20 protein-coding genes and 1 tRNA gene are annotated in these 18,059 nt (G+C 68.3%); 10 read left to right on the top strand and 11 right to left on the bottom strand.

Annotated features, from left to right (window positions below):
• Positions 1-37 precede the first annotated feature (37 nt).
• The 11 genes from ACQW02_RS15410 to ACQW02_RS15360 all read right to left on the bottom strand — a co-directional run bounded on the left by ACQW02_RS15410 (position 38) and on the right by ACQW02_RS15360 (position 8,226).
• Positions 38-577 carry a hypothetical protein gene (locus ACQW02_RS15410; protein WP_431280796.1) on the bottom strand — a complete coding sequence of 180 codons (540 nt, stop codon included), beginning with the start codon at positions 575-577 and terminating at the stop codon, positions 38-40.
• Positions 574-1,137, bottom strand: a complete 564-nt coding sequence (locus ACQW02_RS15405; protein WP_431280795.1) for an NUDIX domain-containing protein — start codon at positions 1,135-1,137, stop codon at positions 574-576. Before ACQW02_RS15405 ends, ACQW02_RS15410 begins: the two co-directional genes overlap by 4 nt.
• A gap of 95 nt (positions 1,138-1,232) precedes the next feature.
• Positions 1,233-1,487 carry a hypothetical protein gene (locus ACQW02_RS15400; protein ID WP_431280794.1) on the bottom strand — a complete coding sequence of 85 codons (255 nt, stop codon included), beginning with the start codon at positions 1,485-1,487 and terminating at the stop codon, positions 1,233-1,235.
• Between the two features lie 162 nt (positions 1,488-1,649).
• On the bottom strand, positions 1,650-3,269 hold the full coding sequence (locus tag ACQW02_RS15395) for a flavin-containing monooxygenase (RefSeq protein ID WP_431280793.1): 1,620 nt from the start codon (positions 3,267-3,269) through the stop codon (positions 1,650-1,652).
• A gap of 70 nt (positions 3,270-3,339) precedes the next feature.
• Positions 3,340-3,747 (bottom strand): hypothetical protein, encoded by a 408-nt coding sequence (locus ACQW02_RS15390; RefSeq protein WP_431280792.1) that lies wholly within the window; start codon positions 3,745-3,747, stop codon positions 3,340-3,342.
• Between the two features lie 51 nt (positions 3,748-3,798).
• Positions 3,799-4,815 carry a helix-turn-helix transcriptional regulator gene (locus tag ACQW02_RS15385; protein ID WP_431280791.1) on the bottom strand — a complete coding sequence of 339 codons (1,017 nt, stop codon included), beginning with the start codon at positions 4,813-4,815 and terminating at the stop codon, positions 3,799-3,801.
• Between the two features lie 82 nt (positions 4,816-4,897).
• Positions 4,898-5,500, bottom strand: coding sequence for a HupE/UreJ family protein (locus ACQW02_RS15380; RefSeq protein WP_431280790.1), 603 nt, complete (start codon positions 5,498-5,500; stop codon positions 4,898-4,900).
• Between the two features lie 158 nt (positions 5,501-5,658).
• A tRNA-Val gene (locus tag ACQW02_RS15375) sits at positions 5,659-5,730 on the bottom strand.
• 87 nt (positions 5,731-5,817) lie between these two features.
• Entirely contained in the window at positions 5,818-6,399 is a 582-nt protein-coding gene (locus tag ACQW02_RS15370) for a cysteine hydrolase family protein (protein ID WP_431280789.1), read from the bottom strand.
• A gap of 37 nt (positions 6,400-6,436) precedes the next feature.
• On the bottom strand, positions 6,437-7,093 hold the full coding sequence (locus ACQW02_RS15365; protein ID WP_431280788.1) for a GntR family transcriptional regulator: 657 nt from the start codon (positions 7,091-7,093) through the stop codon (positions 6,437-6,439).
• 116 nt (positions 7,094-7,209) lie between these two features.
• Complete coding sequence (locus ACQW02_RS15360) at positions 7,210-8,226, bottom strand: Bug family tripartite tricarboxylate transporter substrate binding protein (protein WP_431280787.1); 1,017 nt, start codon at positions 8,224-8,226, stop codon at positions 7,210-7,212.
• 484 nt (positions 8,227-8,710) lie between these two features.
• Between ACQW02_RS15360 and ACQW02_RS15355 the strand changes: the two genes are divergently transcribed.
• The 10 genes from ACQW02_RS15355 (at position 8,711) to ACQW02_RS15310 (ending at position 18,059) form a co-directional block, all read left to right on the top strand.
• Positions 8,711-9,544, top strand: a complete 834-nt coding sequence (locus ACQW02_RS15355; protein ID WP_431280786.1) for a TauD/TfdA dioxygenase family protein — start codon at positions 8,711-8,713, stop codon at positions 9,542-9,544.
• The gene (locus ACQW02_RS15350) at positions 9,541-10,533 is read left to right on the top strand and encodes a Bug family tripartite tricarboxylate transporter substrate binding protein (RefSeq protein WP_431280785.1); all 993 of its coding nucleotides are present in this window, start codon (positions 9,541-9,543) and stop codon (positions 10,531-10,533) included. Before ACQW02_RS15355 ends, ACQW02_RS15350 begins: the two co-directional genes overlap by 4 nt.
• A gap of 5 nt (positions 10,534-10,538) precedes the next feature.
• Positions 10,539-11,600: an isocitrate/isopropylmalate dehydrogenase family protein gene (locus ACQW02_RS15345; protein WP_431280784.1), complete on the top strand. Its 1,062-nt coding sequence runs from the start codon at positions 10,539-10,541 to the stop codon at positions 11,598-11,600.
• Positions 11,601-11,757: 157 nt separating this feature from the next.
• On the top strand, positions 11,758-12,972 hold the full coding sequence (locus ACQW02_RS15340) for an ABC transporter substrate-binding protein (protein WP_431280783.1): 1,215 nt from the start codon (positions 11,758-11,760) through the stop codon (positions 12,970-12,972).
• Positions 12,973-13,023: 51 nt separating this feature from the next.
• Positions 13,024-13,773 (top strand): SDR family NAD(P)-dependent oxidoreductase, encoded by a 750-nt coding sequence (locus ACQW02_RS15335; protein WP_431280782.1) that lies wholly within the window; start codon positions 13,024-13,026, stop codon positions 13,771-13,773.
• 9 nt (positions 13,774-13,782) lie between these two features.
• Positions 13,783-14,694, top strand: a complete 912-nt coding sequence (locus ACQW02_RS15330) for an NAD(P)-dependent oxidoreductase (protein ID WP_431280781.1) — start codon at positions 13,783-13,785, stop codon at positions 14,692-14,694.
• Positions 14,691-15,581, top strand: a complete 891-nt coding sequence (locus ACQW02_RS15325; RefSeq protein ID WP_431280780.1) for a branched-chain amino acid ABC transporter permease — start codon at positions 14,691-14,693, stop codon at positions 15,579-15,581. The genes ACQW02_RS15330 and ACQW02_RS15325 overlap by 4 nt, the downstream gene beginning before the upstream one ends.
• Entirely contained in the window at positions 15,574-16,563 is a 990-nt protein-coding gene (locus ACQW02_RS15320; protein WP_431280779.1) for a branched-chain amino acid ABC transporter permease, read from the top strand. Before ACQW02_RS15325 ends, ACQW02_RS15320 begins: the two co-directional genes overlap by 8 nt.
• Positions 16,556-17,329 (top strand): ABC transporter ATP-binding protein, encoded by a 774-nt coding sequence (locus ACQW02_RS15315; protein WP_431280778.1) that lies wholly within the window; start codon positions 16,556-16,558, stop codon positions 17,327-17,329. Before ACQW02_RS15320 ends, ACQW02_RS15315 begins: the two co-directional genes overlap by 8 nt.
• Positions 17,322-18,059, top strand: coding sequence for an ABC transporter ATP-binding protein (locus tag ACQW02_RS15310; protein WP_431280777.1), 738 nt, complete (start codon positions 17,322-17,324; stop codon positions 18,057-18,059). The genes ACQW02_RS15315 and ACQW02_RS15310 overlap by 8 nt, the downstream gene beginning before the upstream one ends.

The raw sequence follows: 18,059 nt of genomic DNA, 5'->3' as shown, positions 1-18,059 counted from the left end.
CGCAACATGCCCTGGCTTGGCCGCGCGGAAAAACCCGTCAATTCGTGAACGGCAACCGCAACCTGGCGCCCGCGGCCGGTTGTTGGAATTGCCGGTCGTCGCGGAACTGCGGGTGGCCGGGACCCAGCGCCGCGCTGGGGTCCGGCCCGGTCCCCGGCCGCATCAGCGTGGGCGAAAAGGACGGATCGGACGACGGCAGGCTGAATGGCGGGTCCAGCCCGCGGTTCGGCATCGGCGCTGGTTCGCGTGGCTGGATGGCCGTCGCGGCGCTGCTCCAGACATCGGCTGCCAGCGGGGTGAGCACCAGGCCCGGCGGCGTGGCGCCGGTGCCGCGCAACGATGCCGGCACCACCGCGGGGGCCGCGTCGCCGAATGGCCTCGGTGCGGGGGCGACGACGTCGGGCGCTGCCGTCAGCGTCGCGGTCCGCAGCGGCGGGTCCGGCGGGGCGTCGGCGTCCTCCGGCGGGGTCTGGGCCGCGCTGACCAAGGCTTCGTCCTCACCCGGGGCGCCCGCGATGGGCTGGGTGCAAGCGGCGAGCAAAGCCAGCACGAACAGGGGCGCGATCCGGGCCATCATGCGGGGTTCCCCACGGGCAGCGGTGCCGTGCCACGGTGATCGGAGGCCGGGTTGGTCGCCGGCGTCCCCAAGGGGCTATCGCGCCCCGCCCGCCAGGCGCGCAAGGCCCAGTGGACGGAGGGGAAGGCCAGGTCGTCCCAGGGCACGTCCTCCCATTCGAAACGACGGACTTCCAGGCTTTCAGGGCCGGGCTCGAACCCCGGCTCGGCCAGGCGGGCGCGGAACATCACCTGCACCTGGCCGAGGCGCGCGATGGAGTAGACCGCCAAAATGCCGTCCAGGGTCAGGCGCGCCCGGGCTTCCTCCCAGGCTTCGCGTCGCGCACCTTCCTCGACCGTCTCGTGCATCTCCATGTAGCCGGCGGGCAGCGTCCAGAAGCCGCGTCGCGGCTCGATCGCGCGGCGGCAGAGCAGCACCCCGCCATCCAGGTCCACGACGCTGCCGACGACGATTTTCGGGTTCTCGTAAGCGACATGGCCGCAATCGGGGCAGAGCAGCCGTTCCCGATCGTCACCCTCGGGGACGCGGCGGATGAATTTCGGGGTTGGGCTGGCGGCCATTCATCGGAATCTGGCCGTCCGGGGCGGGACTTGCAAGCCATGGGCGTTGATGAACCGGGCGCACCCCGACCCATTGTGACGCCGAAAGCGGGCGGTCAGACCCGCAGGTCGAGCAGCGACCCGCGCGGCAAGGGCTGGCTGGGCGGTGGGGGCAGCGAGTCCAGGCTGCGCTGCTGGCCCGTCCCGCCGGCGCCCGGCCCGATGGGCGAGATCGCGCCGACCCGGCCGGATGGCACATCCGGCCCGCGCACCGGCTGCACGCCGGGGCCGACGCCGCCGCTGCGGGAAACCTGTTGCGTGAAGGCCGCGAGGGAATTGTTGCTGATCATGCCGATGATGGTGGCGGACAAATGTAAATCGGCGATGAACGGCGAGCGCCGTTTTGCGGTGTCACGAGAACGATGGCTGGCGGCGACCGGGGGAATGCGCATGAGCGGAGCATGCATTCATTCTCTGTTAACCTTCAACCGATCTGCGGTTGTGCCCCGATGTGCGTTCGGGCGAGGACGCCATCAGCTCAGGGCAAACCCCGCATAGCCCCGCGCCGCCACGTCGTCGCAAAGCCTGCGATAATGCGCGAGGCCCCCGGCATAGGGCATGAAGACCCTCGGCTTGCCCGGCACATTGGCGCCCAGGTACCAGGAGCTTGAGGCCTGCGGCAGCAGGGTGGCCGCGGCCGCGCGGTTCACCTCCTTCACCCAGTCGTCGGCGGCGGGGTCGGTCGGTTCGATGCGGGCGATGCCCTGCGCGCGCAGATACGCGATGCAATCGGTGATCCAGTCCACATGCTGTTCGATCGCGACCGGCATATTGGTCAGCACCGAGGGGCTGCCTGGCCCCGTGATGGTGAACAGGTTCGGGAAGCCGGTCATCGTCAGCCCCAGGTAGCTGCGCGGCCCCGCGGCCCAGGCATCGCGCAGCGCCAGCCCGTCGCGACCCTCTATGTCGATGCGCAGCAACGGCCCGGTCATCGCATCGAAGCCGGTGGCGAAGACGATGATGTCGAGCGGGTATTCTGCCTGGCTGGTCTGGATGCCGGTGGGCGTGATCCGTTCGATCGGCGCGCCGCGCAAGTCGACGAGGGACACGTTGTCGCGGTTGAAGGCTTCGAAATATTGGCTGTCGATGGGGGGGCGCTTGGCGGCGTAGGGGTGGTCGATGTCGGCCAGCACGGCCGCGGTGGCCGGATCCTTCACGATCGCGTGGATCTTGGCCTTGATGAAGGCGGCCGCGGTTTCATTCGCGGCGGGGTCCAGCAGCAGGTCGCGGAAGGTCGCGCGGAATTGCAGCCCGCCCTTGGCCCAGGCGGCTTCGTAGGCGGCCTGGCGTTCCTCCGGCGTGACGTCGAAGGCCGCGTGTTCGGAGATTCGGAAGGGGTGGCCGTTCGTCGTCTCCCGCATCACCTGGCGGATCTTGGCAAAATTCTGCTTCACGTGGCGGCGGAATTCCGGCGTCAGCGGGGCGTTCTGCGCGGGCACGCTGTAGTTCGCGGTGCGCTGGAACACCGTCAGGTGCTTGGCCGTCGCGGCGATGACCGGGGTTGCCTGGATGCCGGTCGAGCCTGTGCCGACCAGCCCCACCCGCTTGCCCGTGAAATCGACGCCGCCATGCGGCCATTGCCCGGTGTGGAACCAATCGCCGGCGAAGCGGTCCAAGCCCTCGATCCGGGGCACGTTCGCGGTCGAAAGGCAGCCGACCGCGGTGATGAGGTAGCGTGCCGACAGCACCTGCCCGGCCTCGGTCCGCACCCGCCACAGGTTGGCGGCTTCGTCATACCGCGCGGCGGCGACGCGGGTATCCAGGCGGATGCTGCGGCGCAGGTCGAACCGGTCGGCGACGTGGTTCAGGTAGCGCATGATCTCCGGCTGCTCGGGATAGCGCTCGGACCATTCCCATTCCTGCAGCAGCGCGTCGGAGAAGGTGTAGCAATAGGAGTGGCTTTCTGAATCGCAGCGCGCGCCCGGGTAGCGGTTCCAGTACCAGGTGCCGCCGACGCCGCTGCCGGCTTCCAGCACCTCCGCGGCCAGGCCAAGGCGGTCGCGCAGCATGTGCAACTGGTACAGGCCGGCAAAGCCCGCCCCGATGATCAGCGCATCGAGCGCGGGGGGAGGGGCGGCGTTGGTGTCGGGCATCGTTTCCAGACCCTTGTCTTTGGAGGGAGTGGACGACCAAAGGGCGGGGCTGGGCAAGGGCGGCGGTGTGTCAGGTGCGATGCCTGGGCGATCGCGGCACCGCCACCAGCCGGTCCGGCCGGTCCGCCACCCGGCCGCCCAGGAATTCGGCCAGGCTGTTGAAACCACCGGCGACCGGCCGCGCTGTGGCCAGCAGCCCGGCCAGCCGCAAGGCAAAGGCGTCCTCCACCGCCGCCCGCCTGGCGGGGCGCAGGTCGCCCGCCGCGATGCCCAGGGTCACGGCCTCGGTCGCCAGGCGGGCCAGATCCCCGGCGTTCCAGCGCCCGGCCAGGATCGCGGCGCGCAGCCCCGCATCCCCGGCGCAGGCGATGCGGGCCAGGGCGACCACCTGGCTGTCGTGCAGGCGCAGCCGGGTCTTTCGGGCCGGCGCCGCCGGCGGCGATGCGACCGGGGCGGCGAAACCAAAGCAGTTGGACATGGTGATCTCCCTGGCCGTGACGAACGCCAGGAAGACTGGAACAGGGCTGCGTCAGGATCGGACGGATGCCGAATCAATCCGAGTCGCATGGCCTTTCACCAGGGCTTGCCCCATCCGCGCCATGCGGTCGCGCAGGGCGGGCGGGGCCAGGACCTCCACCTTGCCGTCCCATTGCGCGAGGTGGGCGGCCATCTCCTCGATCCCGCCGGCGGAAAACCGCAGGATCAGGCTGCCGTCGGGCTGGGGTTCGGCCTGCTGGCTGCCGTGGAAGCGCCAGGTCAGGGCGTCCTCGACCGCCGGCGCGGTGAAGTGCAGCACCACGTCCATCGGGGATTCCCGCCAGACGCCAAAGCTGTCCTTCATCAGGGTCGCGATGTCGAAGCCCGGGCGGGGCACGAAGGCCTCCTCAGTCTCGGTCACCGATCGCACCCGGTCCAGCCGCCAGACCGCCACATCCGGCTTGCCCGGCTTGGCCGCGAGCAGGTAGGGCCGGGCGCCATACAGCAGCCCATAGGGTTCCAGCAGGTGCTCGCGCGCGGCGCCGTTGGCGGTCAGATAACTGATCCGGACGAGATGCGTCGCCAGCAGCGCGTGGCGCAGGGTTTCGATCACGCCGGGCGGCACGGCGACGCGGGGGCCGGGGCGGGCGGCCAGGCCCTCGGCGGCGAGCAGCGCCTCCACATCGGGCTCGGCCCGGCGCCGGGCGCCCTCGTCCATGCTGGCGCGGAGCTTGTTGGCGGCGGAGCGCAGGGTCGCGGCGCGGGCGGGCAGGGCCTCGTCCACCAGGCGGCGGGCGGCGGCCTCGATCTCGGCGATTTCCTCAGGCGTCATGCGGACGGTGGCGACCAGGCGGCTGGGCCGCATGCGCCAGCGCTTTTCCGGTAGATCGGTCGCGACCTCCTCGACATCCGCGCAGGCCTGGCGGATGGCGGCCAGCAGGCGTTCGACCGTGCGCCGGCCGCAGCCGAGGTCCGCCTGCATCTGGGCCATGGTCAGCCCCGCGCGGGTCGCGGACAGGGCGGTGATGAGGCCGAGCGCCTGGGAAAGCTTTTCGTGGCGTTCGGGCATTGCGCATCCTGGCCGTGGTGGGTGGCGCAGGATGCGATGGAAGCGAAATGGATGGTAGCGGCGGCGTGGCGCCGCCGGTGGTTCAGACCGCCGCGATCAGCAGCCCGATCCCGGCGATGGAGGCGAGGCTGCCCGCGGAGCGCGCGACCAAGGCACCGTGCCTGGCGTTCATCCGGCCGATCGACAGACCGATGCCGATGCCCAAGGTGTGCAACACCGCGGTCGTGACCATGAACCCCGCCGCATAGGCGGCCGCATCGGCACCCAGCGGCATCTCCGCGCCATGCGCATAGCCATGGAAGATCGCGAACAGGCCGACCAGGCCCATCGCCGCCGGCAGCGGTGCCTTGACCACGAGTGCCACGATGGCGCCGAGAATGACGACGGACATCGCGATCCCGACCTCAAGGAACGGCATCTGGACCCCCGCGACACCGAGCGCGCCCCCGAGCGCCAGGGCGGCCAGGAACGACACGGGGACAAGCCAAACCGCACGGCCGCCGATCTGTGCCGCGAAGACGCCGACCAGGACCATGGCAAGGATATGATCCAGCCCGGATATCGGGTGCTGGAAGCCGTGCAGCATCCCCATCAAGTGGCCGGTGCCGGTATGGGCCTGGGCCACGCCCGGCAGCACGGCCGCGGCCAGTGCCAGGAACAATGGGCGGGAAAACTTGACCAACATCAGCGCCGTCCTTCGAAAAATGATCCAGGCATCCAGGGTGAAATTCTTTCACAGGTGCCGGGCGGATGATAGGGCTGGTGAGGCGCAGGATGACGAGCGCGCGGCGCCCCAGGACGCTTGCGGCGATTGCGATCCGGTCGCGCGATCACGGAGGATGATGGTAGCGGCGTGCGGACTTGAACCGCCGGCCCGGCATTGTCAGTACCGAGGCCATGAACGCCGACGCCGCCTGATCACCTCCGGCGCCGCCCCGATATCGGGGAACACGGAGCACAGGCTCCGCTCATGACGGAGGGGAACCAGGAAGGCAGGGTCGCCTAAGGTACGAATGCGACCTCGTCCGCATTCTGGATCTGGGCAAAACGCCGCATGCAGGCGATCGCGTTGTGATGCTCCTCATCGGAGATCCCGGCGCAGCAATCCTCGACGACGACGCACGCGTAATCGCGGTCATGGCCCTCTCGGACCCCGGTATGAACGACGCCGTTCGTCGACACGCCCGTCATATAGATCTGTGTCGTACCAAGAGCACGCAGGGTCGGTTCGAGTGACGTGCCGTAGAAGGGGCTGACACGGTGCTTCACGATGTCCAGGTCGTGTGATTGCGGCTCCAGCGCCGCATGCACCTCGGTGCCCCAGGTGCCGAGCTTGAACAGGCCGCGCTTGGGGGCGGCCGAGAAGACCGGGGAATTCGGCGGGCATTGCGCGTAGTCGGCCGAAAACCCGACCCGCACGAAGCCGACCCGCACGCCGGCGGCACGCGCCTTGGCGATCACCTTGCGCGTGTTCTCGATGACGGCGCGGCGGGCGATGATGGGGGCGTAGGTGGTGCCGTTCGGCCCGTCCGGGTGGATCAGGTCGTTCATCATATCCATGACCAACAAAACGGACTGGCTCATGCCAAAGGCTCCCTGCCTGGTCTGTGGGTAAGCGGGTCTACTCGGACGATCCGGCTGCGCCGTTCTGCCGCACGTCATTGACCGTCGCCCAGCCCGCCTCGATGTGGCGGCGCAGTGCGAGCATCGTGCCGGTGATGTCGCCCTCGACCATCGGCCGCAGAAGCTCCTCATGCTCCTCGACCGCACGAAGGGCGCGTCCATCGACGCGATTGATGACGTCGAAGGGATAGCGGGCCCAAAGGACCTGCACGAAATGCAGGGTCTGCGGCATCGACGCGACGCTGTAGATGCGTTTGTGGAAGCGGTAGTTCGCCGCTCTCGCCGCGCCGCTGTCGTTCTTCCTGACGGCACTGGCGAATTCGTCGGCGAGCGCGCGGATTTCCTGCAGATCCTGCGTGGTTGCCTTCTCCACCGCATAGCGGATGAGCTGGCCCTCCAGCATGATGCGAAGGTTCAGCGTCTCCACGGAGGCAGAGAGATCGAGCGGCGCGACGGTGGCGCCCCGATAGGCGCCGCGGCCGATGTAGCCCTCAGCCTCGAGCATCCTCAGGGCTTCGCGCACCGGGGTGATGCTGATGCGAAGCGTCTTCGCCACCTCGGCCTGTTTCAACTGCGTCCCGCGCGGGAAACGGCCAGCGAGGATGGCCTCCCGAAGGTAGTCGGCGACCTGCTCCTCTTTCGTGCGGTATTCCACGAACGGCGTCTTTCCTTGCGGTTTATGCGGCGGGTGATGATACCAATGCCGCATATACAATATGTTGTCGAACTTTGGCGCGGACCGAACCGCCTGGCCGCTCCGCATGGGCGCCGTCAGTCGGCCTTGATCTGCGCGGCCTGGATCACGTCGCGCCACTTCGCGATATCGGTGCCAAGGAAGCTCCTGAACGCGGCGGGCGGCATGCCGACCGGCACCAGGCCGAGCTCATTCAGCCGCGGCCGCAGGGTCTCATCGGTCAGCGCGGCGCGCAGGGCGCCGTAGATGGCGTCCACGATCCTCGGCGGCAGGCCGGCGGGGCCGAACAGGCCGTGCCAGGCGGCCACATCGAAGTCGGCGATGCCCGCCTCCTCGACGGTCGGGACGTCCGGTGTCCATTCCAGCCGCGTGTTCGATGTGGTGGCGAGCGCGCGCAGGCTGCCGTCGCGCACGAAGGGCAGCACCGCGGTTACCTGATAGACCAGCATGGGCACCTGGCCGGCGATGACATCCGTCACGGCCTGCGCCCCGCTGCGATACGGCACGTGCTCGATCGGCGCCCCCGTCCGCAGCTTGAGCAGCTCGCCGGCCAGGTGGCTCGACGTGCCATTCCCGGCCGAGGCGTAGGTGACCCCATTGGGCTGCCGCTTGGCCCAGTCGAGGAACTCGCGGAGCGACCTGGCGGGCACCTGCGGGTTCACCACGAGCAAGTTCGGCGCATTGGTCACGAGGGATATCTGCGTGAAATCCCGCAGCGGATCATAGGGCAGCCGCGGCATCAGGGATGGCAGCACCGCATGGGACGCGACCGCGCCCATGAGCAGGGTATAGCCGTCGGGCGCCGATCGCGCGACCGCTTCGCTGCCGACGGCGCCGCTCGCGCCGGGCCGATTCTCCACCACGATCGGCTGCCCGAGGGTGCGGGCCATGTGGGGGGCGACGACGCGCGTCATGATGTCGGTGCTGGTGCCTGCGCCGTAGGGTACCACCATGCGGATCGGCCGGCTGGGGTAGGCGGGGTCCGTGCCTTGGGCGTTGGCCGGCCGGCTTACGCCGGCAAGAATGCCGCCCGCCGCTGACAGCAGGATACCGCGTCGGCCGTGGCCGGCTGACGCAGGCTGAAATCGGCTCATCCTGGACTCTCCCCATTTTTGCAGCCTGGCTTTCGATGAGAGAGCCGATCTGTTTGCGCTAAGAATGCATTCTACATCGTGATTGGCAAGGGGTGGGCGACGCCGATCACCGAATGTCTCGACCCGTTGCGCCAGGAAAGCTGCGTTTTGGCTGATCCGTAGGTTAACACCGGTGGGAGCGCGGGTCGCAGAAGCGCTATTGCCATCCCGATCAAGAATGCATTATGCATTCCTCAACAGGAGGAAACAGCATGCTGAGAGGATCGCCATCGCGCGGACTCCAGGGGCGCGCACATCGCCTCGATCACCCAGGCACCGGGCGGCCCTTGCCCAGGCGCTGACGCCCCGCCGCAGACATCTTCATCGCCCGGGCCCGCCGCAGCACGCGCCGATCGCGGGCGAATCCCTCGTTTCCACATCATGCCGCTTGGAGAAGGCCCATGACCGTCACACTCCGCACGTCTCTGTTTCAGGTGACCCCACGATGAACAGCATCAGCCGCCAGATCACGGCCTCACCGATCGCAGGCGCCCTTGGCGCGGAGATCCATGGTGTCGGCCCGCTCGCGCAAGCCTCGGATGAAACCATCGCCCGGATCAGGGAGCTCTGGCTTCAGCACTCGGTGGTCTTCTTCCGCGACCAACCTCTCCCGCCCAAGGACTTCGTCGCCTTCGCGCGCCGCTTCGGCGATGTGGTGCACTATCCTTTCCTCAAGGGCCTGGATGAGGCGCCGGAGGTGATCACCGTCGCCAAGATGGAAGACGAGCGGGTCAATTTCGGTGGGCTTTGGCACACCGACACGGCCTATCTGGAGCAGCCCCCGATGGCGACGATCCTGGTCGGCCGTGAAGTCCCGCCCTATGGCGGCGACACGTTGTTCGCCAGCGGCTATGCCGCCTACGACGCGCTGTCCGATGGCATGAAGCGGCTGCTGGAGCCGCTCAAGGCCATCAACAGCTCCGCCAAGGCCGAGAAGACCCGCACGCGGGAGGATCGCAAGCCTGGCGAGGAGCGAAAGGTGCTGGAAGCCGAGCATCCCGTCGTCCGGACCCATCCCGAAACCGGCCGCAAGGCGCTCTACGTCAACGGCGGCCATACGCTGCGCCTGGTGGGTATGACGGAGGACGAGAGCGCCGGCCTGCTGGCTTACCTCTTCGAGCATCAGACCCGGCCGGAATTCACCTGTCGCTTCCGCTGGCAGCCGGGCTCCATCGCCTTCTGGGACAACCGCTGTGCGCTGCACAATCCGGTCAATGATTATCACGGCCATCGGCGGATCATGCATCGCGTGACCCTGTCCGGAGACCGGCCGCAGTGACGCCCACCACGGGCGCCTTGTCGCGACGTCATGTGCTGGCGGGGCTATGCGCCCTGCCGGCCGTCGCCCGGGCCCAGGCGCCCTGGATGGCACCGCGCGCGATTTCGATGATCGTGCCCTTTGCCGCGGGCGGGACCACGGATGTGATGGCCCGTCTGCTGGCCGAACCGATGGGCCAGCGGCTCGGCCAGACTATCGTCGTGGAGAATGTCACGGGCGCCGGCGGCAACATCGGTGCCGAACGGGTGGCGCGCGCCGCCGCCGACGGGCTCACGGCCCTGTTCGCGCATGTCGGCGTGTTTTCGGTGAACAAGCACCTGTATCGCACGCCGGGCTTCGACAGCATGCGTGATTTCGCGCCTGTCGGGGTGGTCTGCACCAATCCGATGGTCCTGCTTGTCTCGGAAAAATCCGGCATCACCACCCTGGAGCAGCTCGCTGATCGGGCACGCCAGGGCAATCTGCGGATTGCCACATCCGGCGCGGGCTCCACGATGCATCTGGCGGCGTTGCAATTCCTGGACGCGACGCATGGTCGTGCCGACCTGATCCCCTATCGTGGCGGCGCCCCCGCGGTGAACGACCTGCTGGCGGGGCACGTGGATATGCTGATCGAGCAGGCGTTCAGCGCCATCCCGAACACCCGCTCGGGCCTGGCCCGGGCGATGCTGGTCACCGGATCGGCGCGGCTGCCCGCGATGCCCACGGTCCCGACCGCCGCCGAAGCCGGGCTGCCCGGTATCGACATCGAAATCTGGAACGCCCTCGTCCTGCCCGCCGCGACACCGGCGCCGATACGTGCCGCCTGGGAGGCCGCGCTGGCAACGGGTCTCGCGGATCCGACCGTGCGGCGGCGGTATGAGCAGTTCATGGGACGCATCCCTGTCGGCGAAGAGGCCAGTGCCGCCCATCTGGGCGCCCTGATCGCCGAGGACACACGCCGCTGGGGCGCGCTCCTCAGCCAAAGCAACGCAGCCCGGCTGGATTGAGCGTCATGCAAATATTGGTTCTTCCCGGTGACGGTATCGGGCCGGAGATCACCGACGCGACCCTGGTCGCGCTGGACGCGGTGCGGGAGCAGTTCTCGCTGCCCCTCGATCTGCGGCATGATGTCGTCGGCTACGCAAGCCAAACGCGGCATGGCACGACGGTTCGATCCTCCCTGCTCGATGACGCAAGGCAGGCCGATGGCGTGATCCTCGGCCCGACCGATAGCCTCGAATTTCGCGATGAGGCGCGCGGCGAGATCAACCCGTCCAAATTCTTCCGCAAGGGGATGGACCTCTTCGCCAATATCCGGCCGTCACGCACCTATGACGGATTGCCGAGCAAGGTCGGTGCCTTCGACCTCGTGGTCGTGCGGGAGAATACCGAAGGCTTCTACGCCGATCGCAACATGGAGGCCGGGAACGGCGAAATCCTGGTTACGCCGGATGTCGCCATATCGCTGCGTCGCATCACCCGGGCCTGTTCGCTGCGCATCGCGCGCGCAGCCTGCGATCTTGCCATGCTGCGTGGCCGGCGCGTGACCGTCGTGCACAAGGCCAATGTGCTGAAGGTCTGTGACGGGCTGTTCCTGAATGCCTGCCGCGAGGTGGCGGCCGAATACCCGGAGATCGCGCTCGACGCCGTGCTGGTCGATTCCATGATGGCGCATGTGGTGCGCGATCCGCGACGCTTCGACGTCATCGTCACCACCAACATGTTCGGCGATATCTTGTCCGACCTGACTGCCGAATTGTCGGGCAGCCTGGGCCTGGGCGGTTCGCTCAACGCGGGTACGGATCATGCCATGGCGCAGGCGGCGCATGGCTCCGCGCCGGATATCGCCGGGCAGGATGTCGCCAATCCCTCCTCGCTGATCCTGTCCACGGCGCTGATGCTCGGCTGGTACGGGCGCCGCGGCGGCCACGGCGATTTCGTGGCGGCGGGGGCGGCGCTGGAGGCCGCCATCGGGGAGGCGATCGCCGCGGGCGAGGCCACGCGCGATGTCGGTGGTCGGCTTGGCACGAAGGCGATGGCCGAAGCGCTGTCGGCGCGTCTTCGCGCAGCGTGACGTCGTCGCGTCATCTATAAATGCATGATGCATTCTTGCTTGACGCAGCACGGCGGAGCCTCGATCCTCCGCCAGAATGACAACCCGGCTGTCCCTTCGCGCCCACGGGCGCTGGACGGCGGCCGGAGCGCGATAAAGTCCAGGGGAAGCCAAGAAAATGAAGAACATCACCCGATCGCAGTTCCTCGCCACGGTCGCGGCCGGCGCCATCGCCCCGCTGGCCAGGCCCGCCCTGGCGCAAAGGGCGAGCCCGGGCATCGATGCCACGGCAAAGACCGTCACGGTCGGCGCCTTCACCCCCGTGACGGGCCCGGTCCCCTTCTATGCCATCCTGACGCGCGCCGCGGATGCATTCTTCCGCCATATCAATGAGAATGGCGGCATCCGCGGCTGGCAGGTGCGCTACGCCACCATGGACGATGGCTATGAACCGTCGCGCAGCGTCGCCGTGACCCGGCGCCTAGTCGAGGAACAGGGCATTTTTGCCCTGGTCGCGGCGGTCGGCACCGCGACCAACGTCGCCGTCATCCCCTATGCCCGCGAACAGGGCCTGCCGATCATCGGCCCGATTGGTGGGGCGTCGGCCTTCTTCACCGAGCGTCACGTTTTTCCGTTGCTACCCGACTACGGCTGGTCGGCCGCGTCGAATGCCGAACACGCGCTGGACGGGCTGAACCTGCGCCGCGTGGCTTTGCTGTGGGAGAATGACGAACTCGGCCGTTCGGCCAAGCGCGGCTTCGACAAGTACATGGCATCGCGCGGCATCGAGCCGGCGGAATCCCAGCCCTTCGACGTGCGGGCCACCGACTTCACCCCGCAGATCCGCCGCCTGATCAATGCGCAGGCGGATGGCGTGGTCATGTTCGGATCGAATGCGAACCTCGCCGCCGCCCTGCGCTCCGCCAATCGCAGCGGCTACAGCGCCACCTGGTTCGCGCCCTTCTTCACCGCCGATCCCTCCACCTATCGCCTCGCGTCGAACCTGCTGGATGGCACCTACTTCTCGTCCTGGCTGCTGCCCGTGGGCGGTACCGAGCCTGCGGTGACCGACTACCGCTCGGCGGCGGCGCGCTTCGCGCCGAATGATCCGGTCGGCGTCTTCGGCTTGAATGGCTGGAGCAACGCGGCCCTTTTTGCCGTGGGCTTTGAGAAGCTGCTCGACAGTGGCCTGCCGCTGACCCGGCCCAACCTGATCGATGCCATGGAGCAAGTGACGGATGCTTCCGTCGGCGGTGCGCGCAACGTCAGCTTCAAGGCAGGCGATCATCGCGGCACGCGGCGGGAGGGCATCATCCAGGCCAAGGACGGGCAGTTCAGCCTGGTGCGCGAATTCCGACCCTATCCGGCCGCGGCCTTCGACATGCCGGGCTGAGACTCATCGGCCGGATTTTGAACCGACACGACCACAGGCAGCGAAAGCGATATGACAAGCATTCCGATCAGTTCCAACGCCCGGCTCGATGGCCTGGTGGCCATCGTGACGGGCGGTACCGGCGGCATTGGCCGGGCCGTCTGCACGACCCTCGCCGCCGCGGGGGCGAAGGTGGTGGCGGCCGACCTGCATGAAGGCACCGCCGCGATGGCGCCGGGTGTCGAGTTCCTGCACTGCGACGTCACCTCCCGCACCGCGACCGAAGCCGCCATCGACCAGGTGATGGCGCAGCATGGCCGTATCGATGTGCTGGTACTCTGCGCCGGTGCGATCGCAAAGACCCATTTGCAGGACAGTGAGGATGCCGAGTGGCAGGCCATGCTGGACGTCAACCTGATGGGGGTCGTGAATCCGCTGCGGAAGATCTACCCGATCATGGTCCAGGCGGGCGGCGGCAAGGTCGTCGCCCTCGGCTCCATCGCCGCGAAGATTGGCGGCGTCGCCTCGGGGCCGGCCTATGTGGCGGCGAAATCGGCGGTGCATGGGTTGATGAAATGGGTGGCGAAATCTGGTGCGCAGCACGGCGTCTTCGCGAATACCATCGCGCCGGGACCCGTCGAAACCCCGATGTGGCAGACGGTGACGGGCCGCGCCCCGCCTTCGGCCAATGACAGCGTGCCGCTGCGGCGCTTCGGCCAGCCGGAGGATATCGCCCAGGCCATCCTGTTTCTCTGCTCGCCGGCGTCGAATTGGATCACGGGTACGGTCCTCGACGTCAACGGCGGCATGTTGATGGATTGAAAGACGGATATGACAGCAGCAGACAAGGTCGGGTTCATCGGGCTCGGCGTCATGGGCGGGCCGATGTGCCGCAACATGGCCACCCGCAATGGCGCCGAGGTGCGTGCCTTCGACCTGAACCCGGCGGCGCGCGACGAGTTGCGCGACAGCCGCGCCGTGCTGGTGGACAGCGTCGCCGACGCGGTGCGCGATGCGGATATCGTCTTCCTCTCCCTTCCCGGCGCGGCGCAGGTCGAGGCGCTGTGCTGCGGGGAGGGGGGTCTGACCAGCCTCGGCCGGCGCGGGCTGCTGGTGGTCGATCTCAGCACCACCACGGTCGCCTCGGCCCGCGCCGTCGCCGAGCGCCTTGCCGCGGCAGGCATGGGTTTCGCCGATGCGCCAGTGGCGCGCACGCGTGAAGCGGCGATGCGCGGCGAACTCAGCATCATGGTCGGTGGCGACGACGCCACCTTCGCACGGCTTCGCCCGCTGCTCGGGATGATCGCGACGGATGTGACCCATTGCGGCCCGACCGGCACCGGGCAGGCGGTGAAACTGATCAACAATGCCCTGGTCTTCGAACATGTCGCGGCCCTGGCCGAGATGATGGCCATCGGCGAACGCGCCGGCGTGGCGCCGGCCGTCCTGCTGGACGCCGTCTCACGCGGATCGGGCGACAGTTTCGTGCTGCGCAACCACGGGATGAAGGCGATGCTGCCGCGCGTCTATCCGGAAAAATCCTTTTCGGCGAGCTACGTGCTGAAGGATTTGGCCGGCGCGCTTGAACTGGCGGCCCAGACCGGCGTTTCGGCCCGGGTGACGGAAACGGCGCGCGACTACTACGCCGAACTGGTCAAGGCCGGTTCGGGCAGCCGGTATTTCCCGATGCTGCTGGAACTGGTGTCCGGCCGGCTCGCGCCCGGCGATTCGACAAAGCCATGAGCGAGACACTGCACGACCTGCTGGCGCTGGTCTGGACCGGGATGATCACCGGGTGCCTCTATGCGATCGGTGCGCTGGGCCTGGTCATGGTCTTCAAGGCCACCCGGGTCGTCAATTTCGCACATGGCAATTTGGCGGCCCTGGCGGGCTTTGTCGTCTATGCTTTGACGACGACCGGTGGCGGCTTCGGCTGGATCGCCGCCGTCGTCGTGGCGCTGGCCATCGTCGTCGTGCTTGCCGTCATCTCCTACGGGCTGATCGCCCGCGTGTCGGAACGGTCGGACCTGCGCGGCACGATTGCGACGCTGGGCATCAGCCTGGTGCTCCAGGGCGCGGTGCAGGTGCTGTTCGGCGCCGATATCGTCAACCTCGACCTGCCGGTCCCGGTCTGGAGTGCGGAGGTCGCCGGGTTGCGCATCACCTCCTATGACATCACCGTCCTGGTGGTCGCCTTCCTGGTGGTCGCGACGCTGTTCCTGGTGATCGAGCGGACACGCATCGGCATCGCCTTCCGTGCCGTATCGACCAGCCCCTTCGCCAGCCGGGTCTGCGGCCTGAATCTCTACGCCGTGCAGGGGCTGGCCTGGGGGGCCGCGGCGACGCTGGGCGTCATCGCGTCGCTGCTGATCATCCCCAGCACCTTCCTCAGTTCGACGACGGTCGCGGCCTTCATGCTGCAATCCTTCGCCGCCGCCGTGCTCGGCGGTTTCTCCAGCCTGCCGGGCAGCATCATCGGGGGCCTGATCGTGGGCGTTGCCATGAACCTCTTCAGCTACTTCGTCACCTCGGAACTCAGCAGCACCTTCCTGCTGGTGCTGATGCTGGTCGCGCTGAACGTCTTCCCCGGCGGGATCATGCCGCAGCGTGGAGGCGGGTCGCGTGCCTGAGGTCCTTGGCGTGATCGCCTCGCCGGCCGCCAGCGCGCCCCGCCTGCGGCTGCAGCACTGGCCGGCGGTGCTGCTCTTCGCCGGGCTGGCGCTGCTGCCTGGGATCTTGGGCGGGTTCTGGACCTATAGCGTCGGCGTCTGCATGGCCAATGCGGTCGCAGTGCTGTCGGTCGGCTTCCTGCTGCGCTTTGGTGGCGAGGTCTCCATCGGCCACAGTTTCTTCCTCGCCCTCGGCGCCTATTGCGCGGCGATCATGGAGCGTGAACTGGGCCTGTCGCTTCTCGTCAGCCTGCCGGTCGCGGCGGTGGCGGGTGCTGTGCTCGGGCTGGCCTTCGCCTGGCCGTCGCGGGCGCTGTCGGGCATCTACCTGGCGATCGCCACCATGGCGCTGGCCTTGTCCGTGCCGGAGATGATCCTGCAACTCGGCCCCATCGCGGGTGGGTATGAAGGTCTGTATGTGTCCCGCCCGGTCATCCCTGGCCTGGGCATCGACCTGCAACGCTACTACCTGCCCTTGCTGGCGTTGGGGCTGGTGGTCGTGCTGCTCGCGCGCTTTCGCCGTTCGCGGCAGGGGCTGGTCCTGCTGACCGCAAGGGATCATCCGCGGGCGGCCGAGGCCTTTGGCTTCTCGCGTGGCTATGCACGGCTCGCGGCCTTTGCCATCAGTGCTTCGGTCGCTGCCATCGCGGGGGCGTTGCTGGCATTTGCTGCCTCCACCGTCTCGCCGAACAGTTTCACGCTGTCCACGTCGATCTATCTGCTCGTCGGCACCGTGGTCAGTTTCGGCTCGCTGGGCCTGGGCGGGGCGCTGGTGGGCGGTGCCTTCATCACCCTCATCCCCCAGGTTTTCGCCGCCTGGGGCGACTGGGTGCCGATCGTCTATGGCACGGCGCTGCTGGTCGTCGTCACCCTGGGTCATCGTCCGGCGGAGGCGCTGGCCGCCCTCAGGAGCCGGTTTGCGGGAGTGTCGCGCGATGCTTGATACAGCGGCGCTTGTCGTCGATGACATCTCGCTGGCCTTCGGCGGGCATCGTGTGCTGAACGAGGTCAGCCTGGATTTCCACCCAGGGCAGGTCACCGGCCTGATCGGGCCGAATGGGGCGGGCAAGACCAGCCTGTTCAACTGCCTGACCGGCCTCTACCAGCCGCAAAGCGGCACGATCGCCCTGGGCGACATGCGGCTGGACCACATGCCCCCGGCGACGCGGGCGCGCACCGGCCTGTCGCGCAGCTTCCAGCACGTCGCCCTGTGTTCCGAACTGACCGTGACGGAGAACGTCATGTTCGGCCGGGCGCGGCTCGGGCGGTCGGGCTGGGCGGATGCCTTCCTCCCCCTCCCCGCCGGCCGCACCGAGGCCGCGGAAGCGCGCAAGGCGGCGCTGGAGGTGCTGCGGCGCCTCGACCTCGGCGGCATCGCGGACGTCACCCCCGGCAGCCTGCCCCCCGGCATCCAGCGCCTGGTCGAGATCGCCCGCGCCATCGCGGCGGAACCGCGCGTCCTGCTGCTGGACGAACCCGCCGCCGGGCTGAACCCATCGGAGACGCGCCAACTCATGGCGGTCCTGCGCGGCCTCGCCTCGCCCGAATTGATCATCGTCGTCGTCGAGCACGACATGGACCTCATCATGCAGCTTTGCGATCGCATCCACGTGCTCAATTTCGGTCGGCGCATCGCCACTGGTACGCCTGCGGAAATCCGCGCCGATCCGGAAGTGGTGCGCGTGTATCTGGGTGATTCCGATGACTGACCTGCTCACCGTCGAGAATTTGGAGGTCCGCTACGGCAGCGCCGTGGCGGTGCAGCGCGTGGCCCTCGTCGTGCCACAGCGCGGGACCGTCGGGCTGCTCGGCGCGAATGGCGCCGGCAAGTCCACGGTGCTGAAGGCGATCGCGGGGCTGGTGCCGAAGTCGGCGGGGCGCGTGCTGCTGGAAGGGCGCGATGTATCTGCCCAGGACGCGCGCCAACTCGTGCGCGCCGGCATCGTCTATGTGCCGGAGGGGCGGGAGATCGTGCCGAACCTGTCGGTGGATGAGAACCTGGTGCTCGGCGGTTTCCACCTGGATGGGCCGACACGGCGGCGCCGGCGCGACATGGTGCTCGGCATCTTCACGGAAATCGCCGATCGTGCCGGCAGCCCGGCCTGGCGGCTGAGCGGCGGCGAACAGCAGATGCTGGCCATCGGCCGCGCCCTGATGGCGGGGCCGCGGCTTTTGCTGCTGGACGAACCATCGCTCGGCCTGGCGCCGTTGCTGGTCCGCCGGGTGTTCGAGAAACTGGCCGTCGTCCGGGGCGAAACCGGCCTGGCGATGATCCTGGTCGAGCAAAATTTCCGCCTGACGGTGCGGGTGGCAGACACCGTCCATTTCATGCGCGGCGGCCGGATGCTGGGGCGGCGGGACGCGGCGGACCTGCGCCATCCCGCGGCGATGGAGGAAGCCATCGCCGCCTACCTCGGCGCCGGCGAAGCGGTCACCTGA

The sequence above is a fragment of the Humitalea sp. 24SJ18S-53 genome (assembly GCF_050632385.1).
Classification (GTDB): Bacteria; Pseudomonadota; Alphaproteobacteria; order Acetobacterales; family Acetobacteraceae; genus Humitalea.
This window is presented reverse-complemented; position numbering and strand designations above follow the sequence as displayed.

Excerpts from the sequence above, each read along its gene's own strand:
- ACQW02_RS15385 (WP_431280791.1), bottom strand. The coding sequence starts at position 4,815 with ATGCCCGAACGCCACGAAAAGCTTTCCCAGGCGCTCGGCCTCATCACC.
- ACQW02_RS15345 (WP_431280784.1), top strand. The coding sequence starts at position 10,539 with ATGCAAATATTGGTTCTTCCCGGTGACGGTATCGGGCCGGAGATCACC.
- ACQW02_RS15310 (WP_431280777.1), top strand. The coding sequence starts at position 17,322 with ATGACTGACCTGCTCACCGTCGAGAATTTGGAGGTCCGCTACGGCAGC.
- ACQW02_RS15330 (WP_431280781.1), top strand. The coding sequence starts at position 13,783 with ATGACAGCAGCAGACAAGGTCGGGTTCATCGGGCTCGGCGTCATGGGC.
- ACQW02_RS15335 (WP_431280782.1), top strand. The coding sequence starts at position 13,024 with ATGACAAGCATTCCGATCAGTTCCAACGCCCGGCTCGATGGCCTGGTG.
- ACQW02_RS15355 (WP_431280786.1), top strand. The coding sequence starts at position 8,711 with ATGAACAGCATCAGCCGCCAGATCACGGCCTCACCGATCGCAGGCGCC.
- ACQW02_RS15380 (WP_431280790.1), bottom strand. The coding sequence starts at position 5,500 with ATGTTGGTCAAGTTTTCCCGCCCATTGTTCCTGGCACTGGCCGCGGCC.
- ACQW02_RS15360 (WP_431280787.1), bottom strand. The coding sequence starts at position 8,226 with ATGAGCCGATTTCAGCCTGCGTCAGCCGGCCACGGCCGACGCGGTATC.
- ACQW02_RS15315 (WP_431280778.1), top strand. The coding sequence starts at position 16,556 with ATGCTTGATACAGCGGCGCTTGTCGTCGATGACATCTCGCTGGCCTTC.
- ACQW02_RS15390 (WP_431280792.1), bottom strand. The coding sequence starts at position 3,747 with ATGTCCAACTGCTTTGGTTTCGCCGCCCCGGTCGCATCGCCGCCGGCG.
- ACQW02_RS15410 (WP_431280796.1), bottom strand. The coding sequence starts at position 577 with ATGATGGCCCGGATCGCGCCCCTGTTCGTGCTGGCTTTGCTCGCCGCT.
- ACQW02_RS15405 (WP_431280795.1), bottom strand. The coding sequence starts at position 1,137 with ATGGCCGCCAGCCCAACCCCGAAATTCATCCGCCGCGTCCCCGAGGGT.
- ACQW02_RS15395 (WP_431280793.1), bottom strand. The coding sequence starts at position 3,269 with ATGCCCGACACCAACGCCGCCCCTCCCCCCGCGCTCGATGCGCTGATC.
- ACQW02_RS15325 (WP_431280780.1), top strand. The coding sequence starts at position 14,691 with ATGAGCGAGACACTGCACGACCTGCTGGCGCTGGTCTGGACCGGGATG.
- ACQW02_RS15340 (WP_431280783.1), top strand. The coding sequence starts at position 11,758 with ATGAAGAACATCACCCGATCGCAGTTCCTCGCCACGGTCGCGGCCGGC.
- ACQW02_RS15370 (WP_431280789.1), bottom strand. The coding sequence starts at position 6,399 with ATGAGCCAGTCCGTTTTGTTGGTCATGGATATGATGAACGACCTGATC.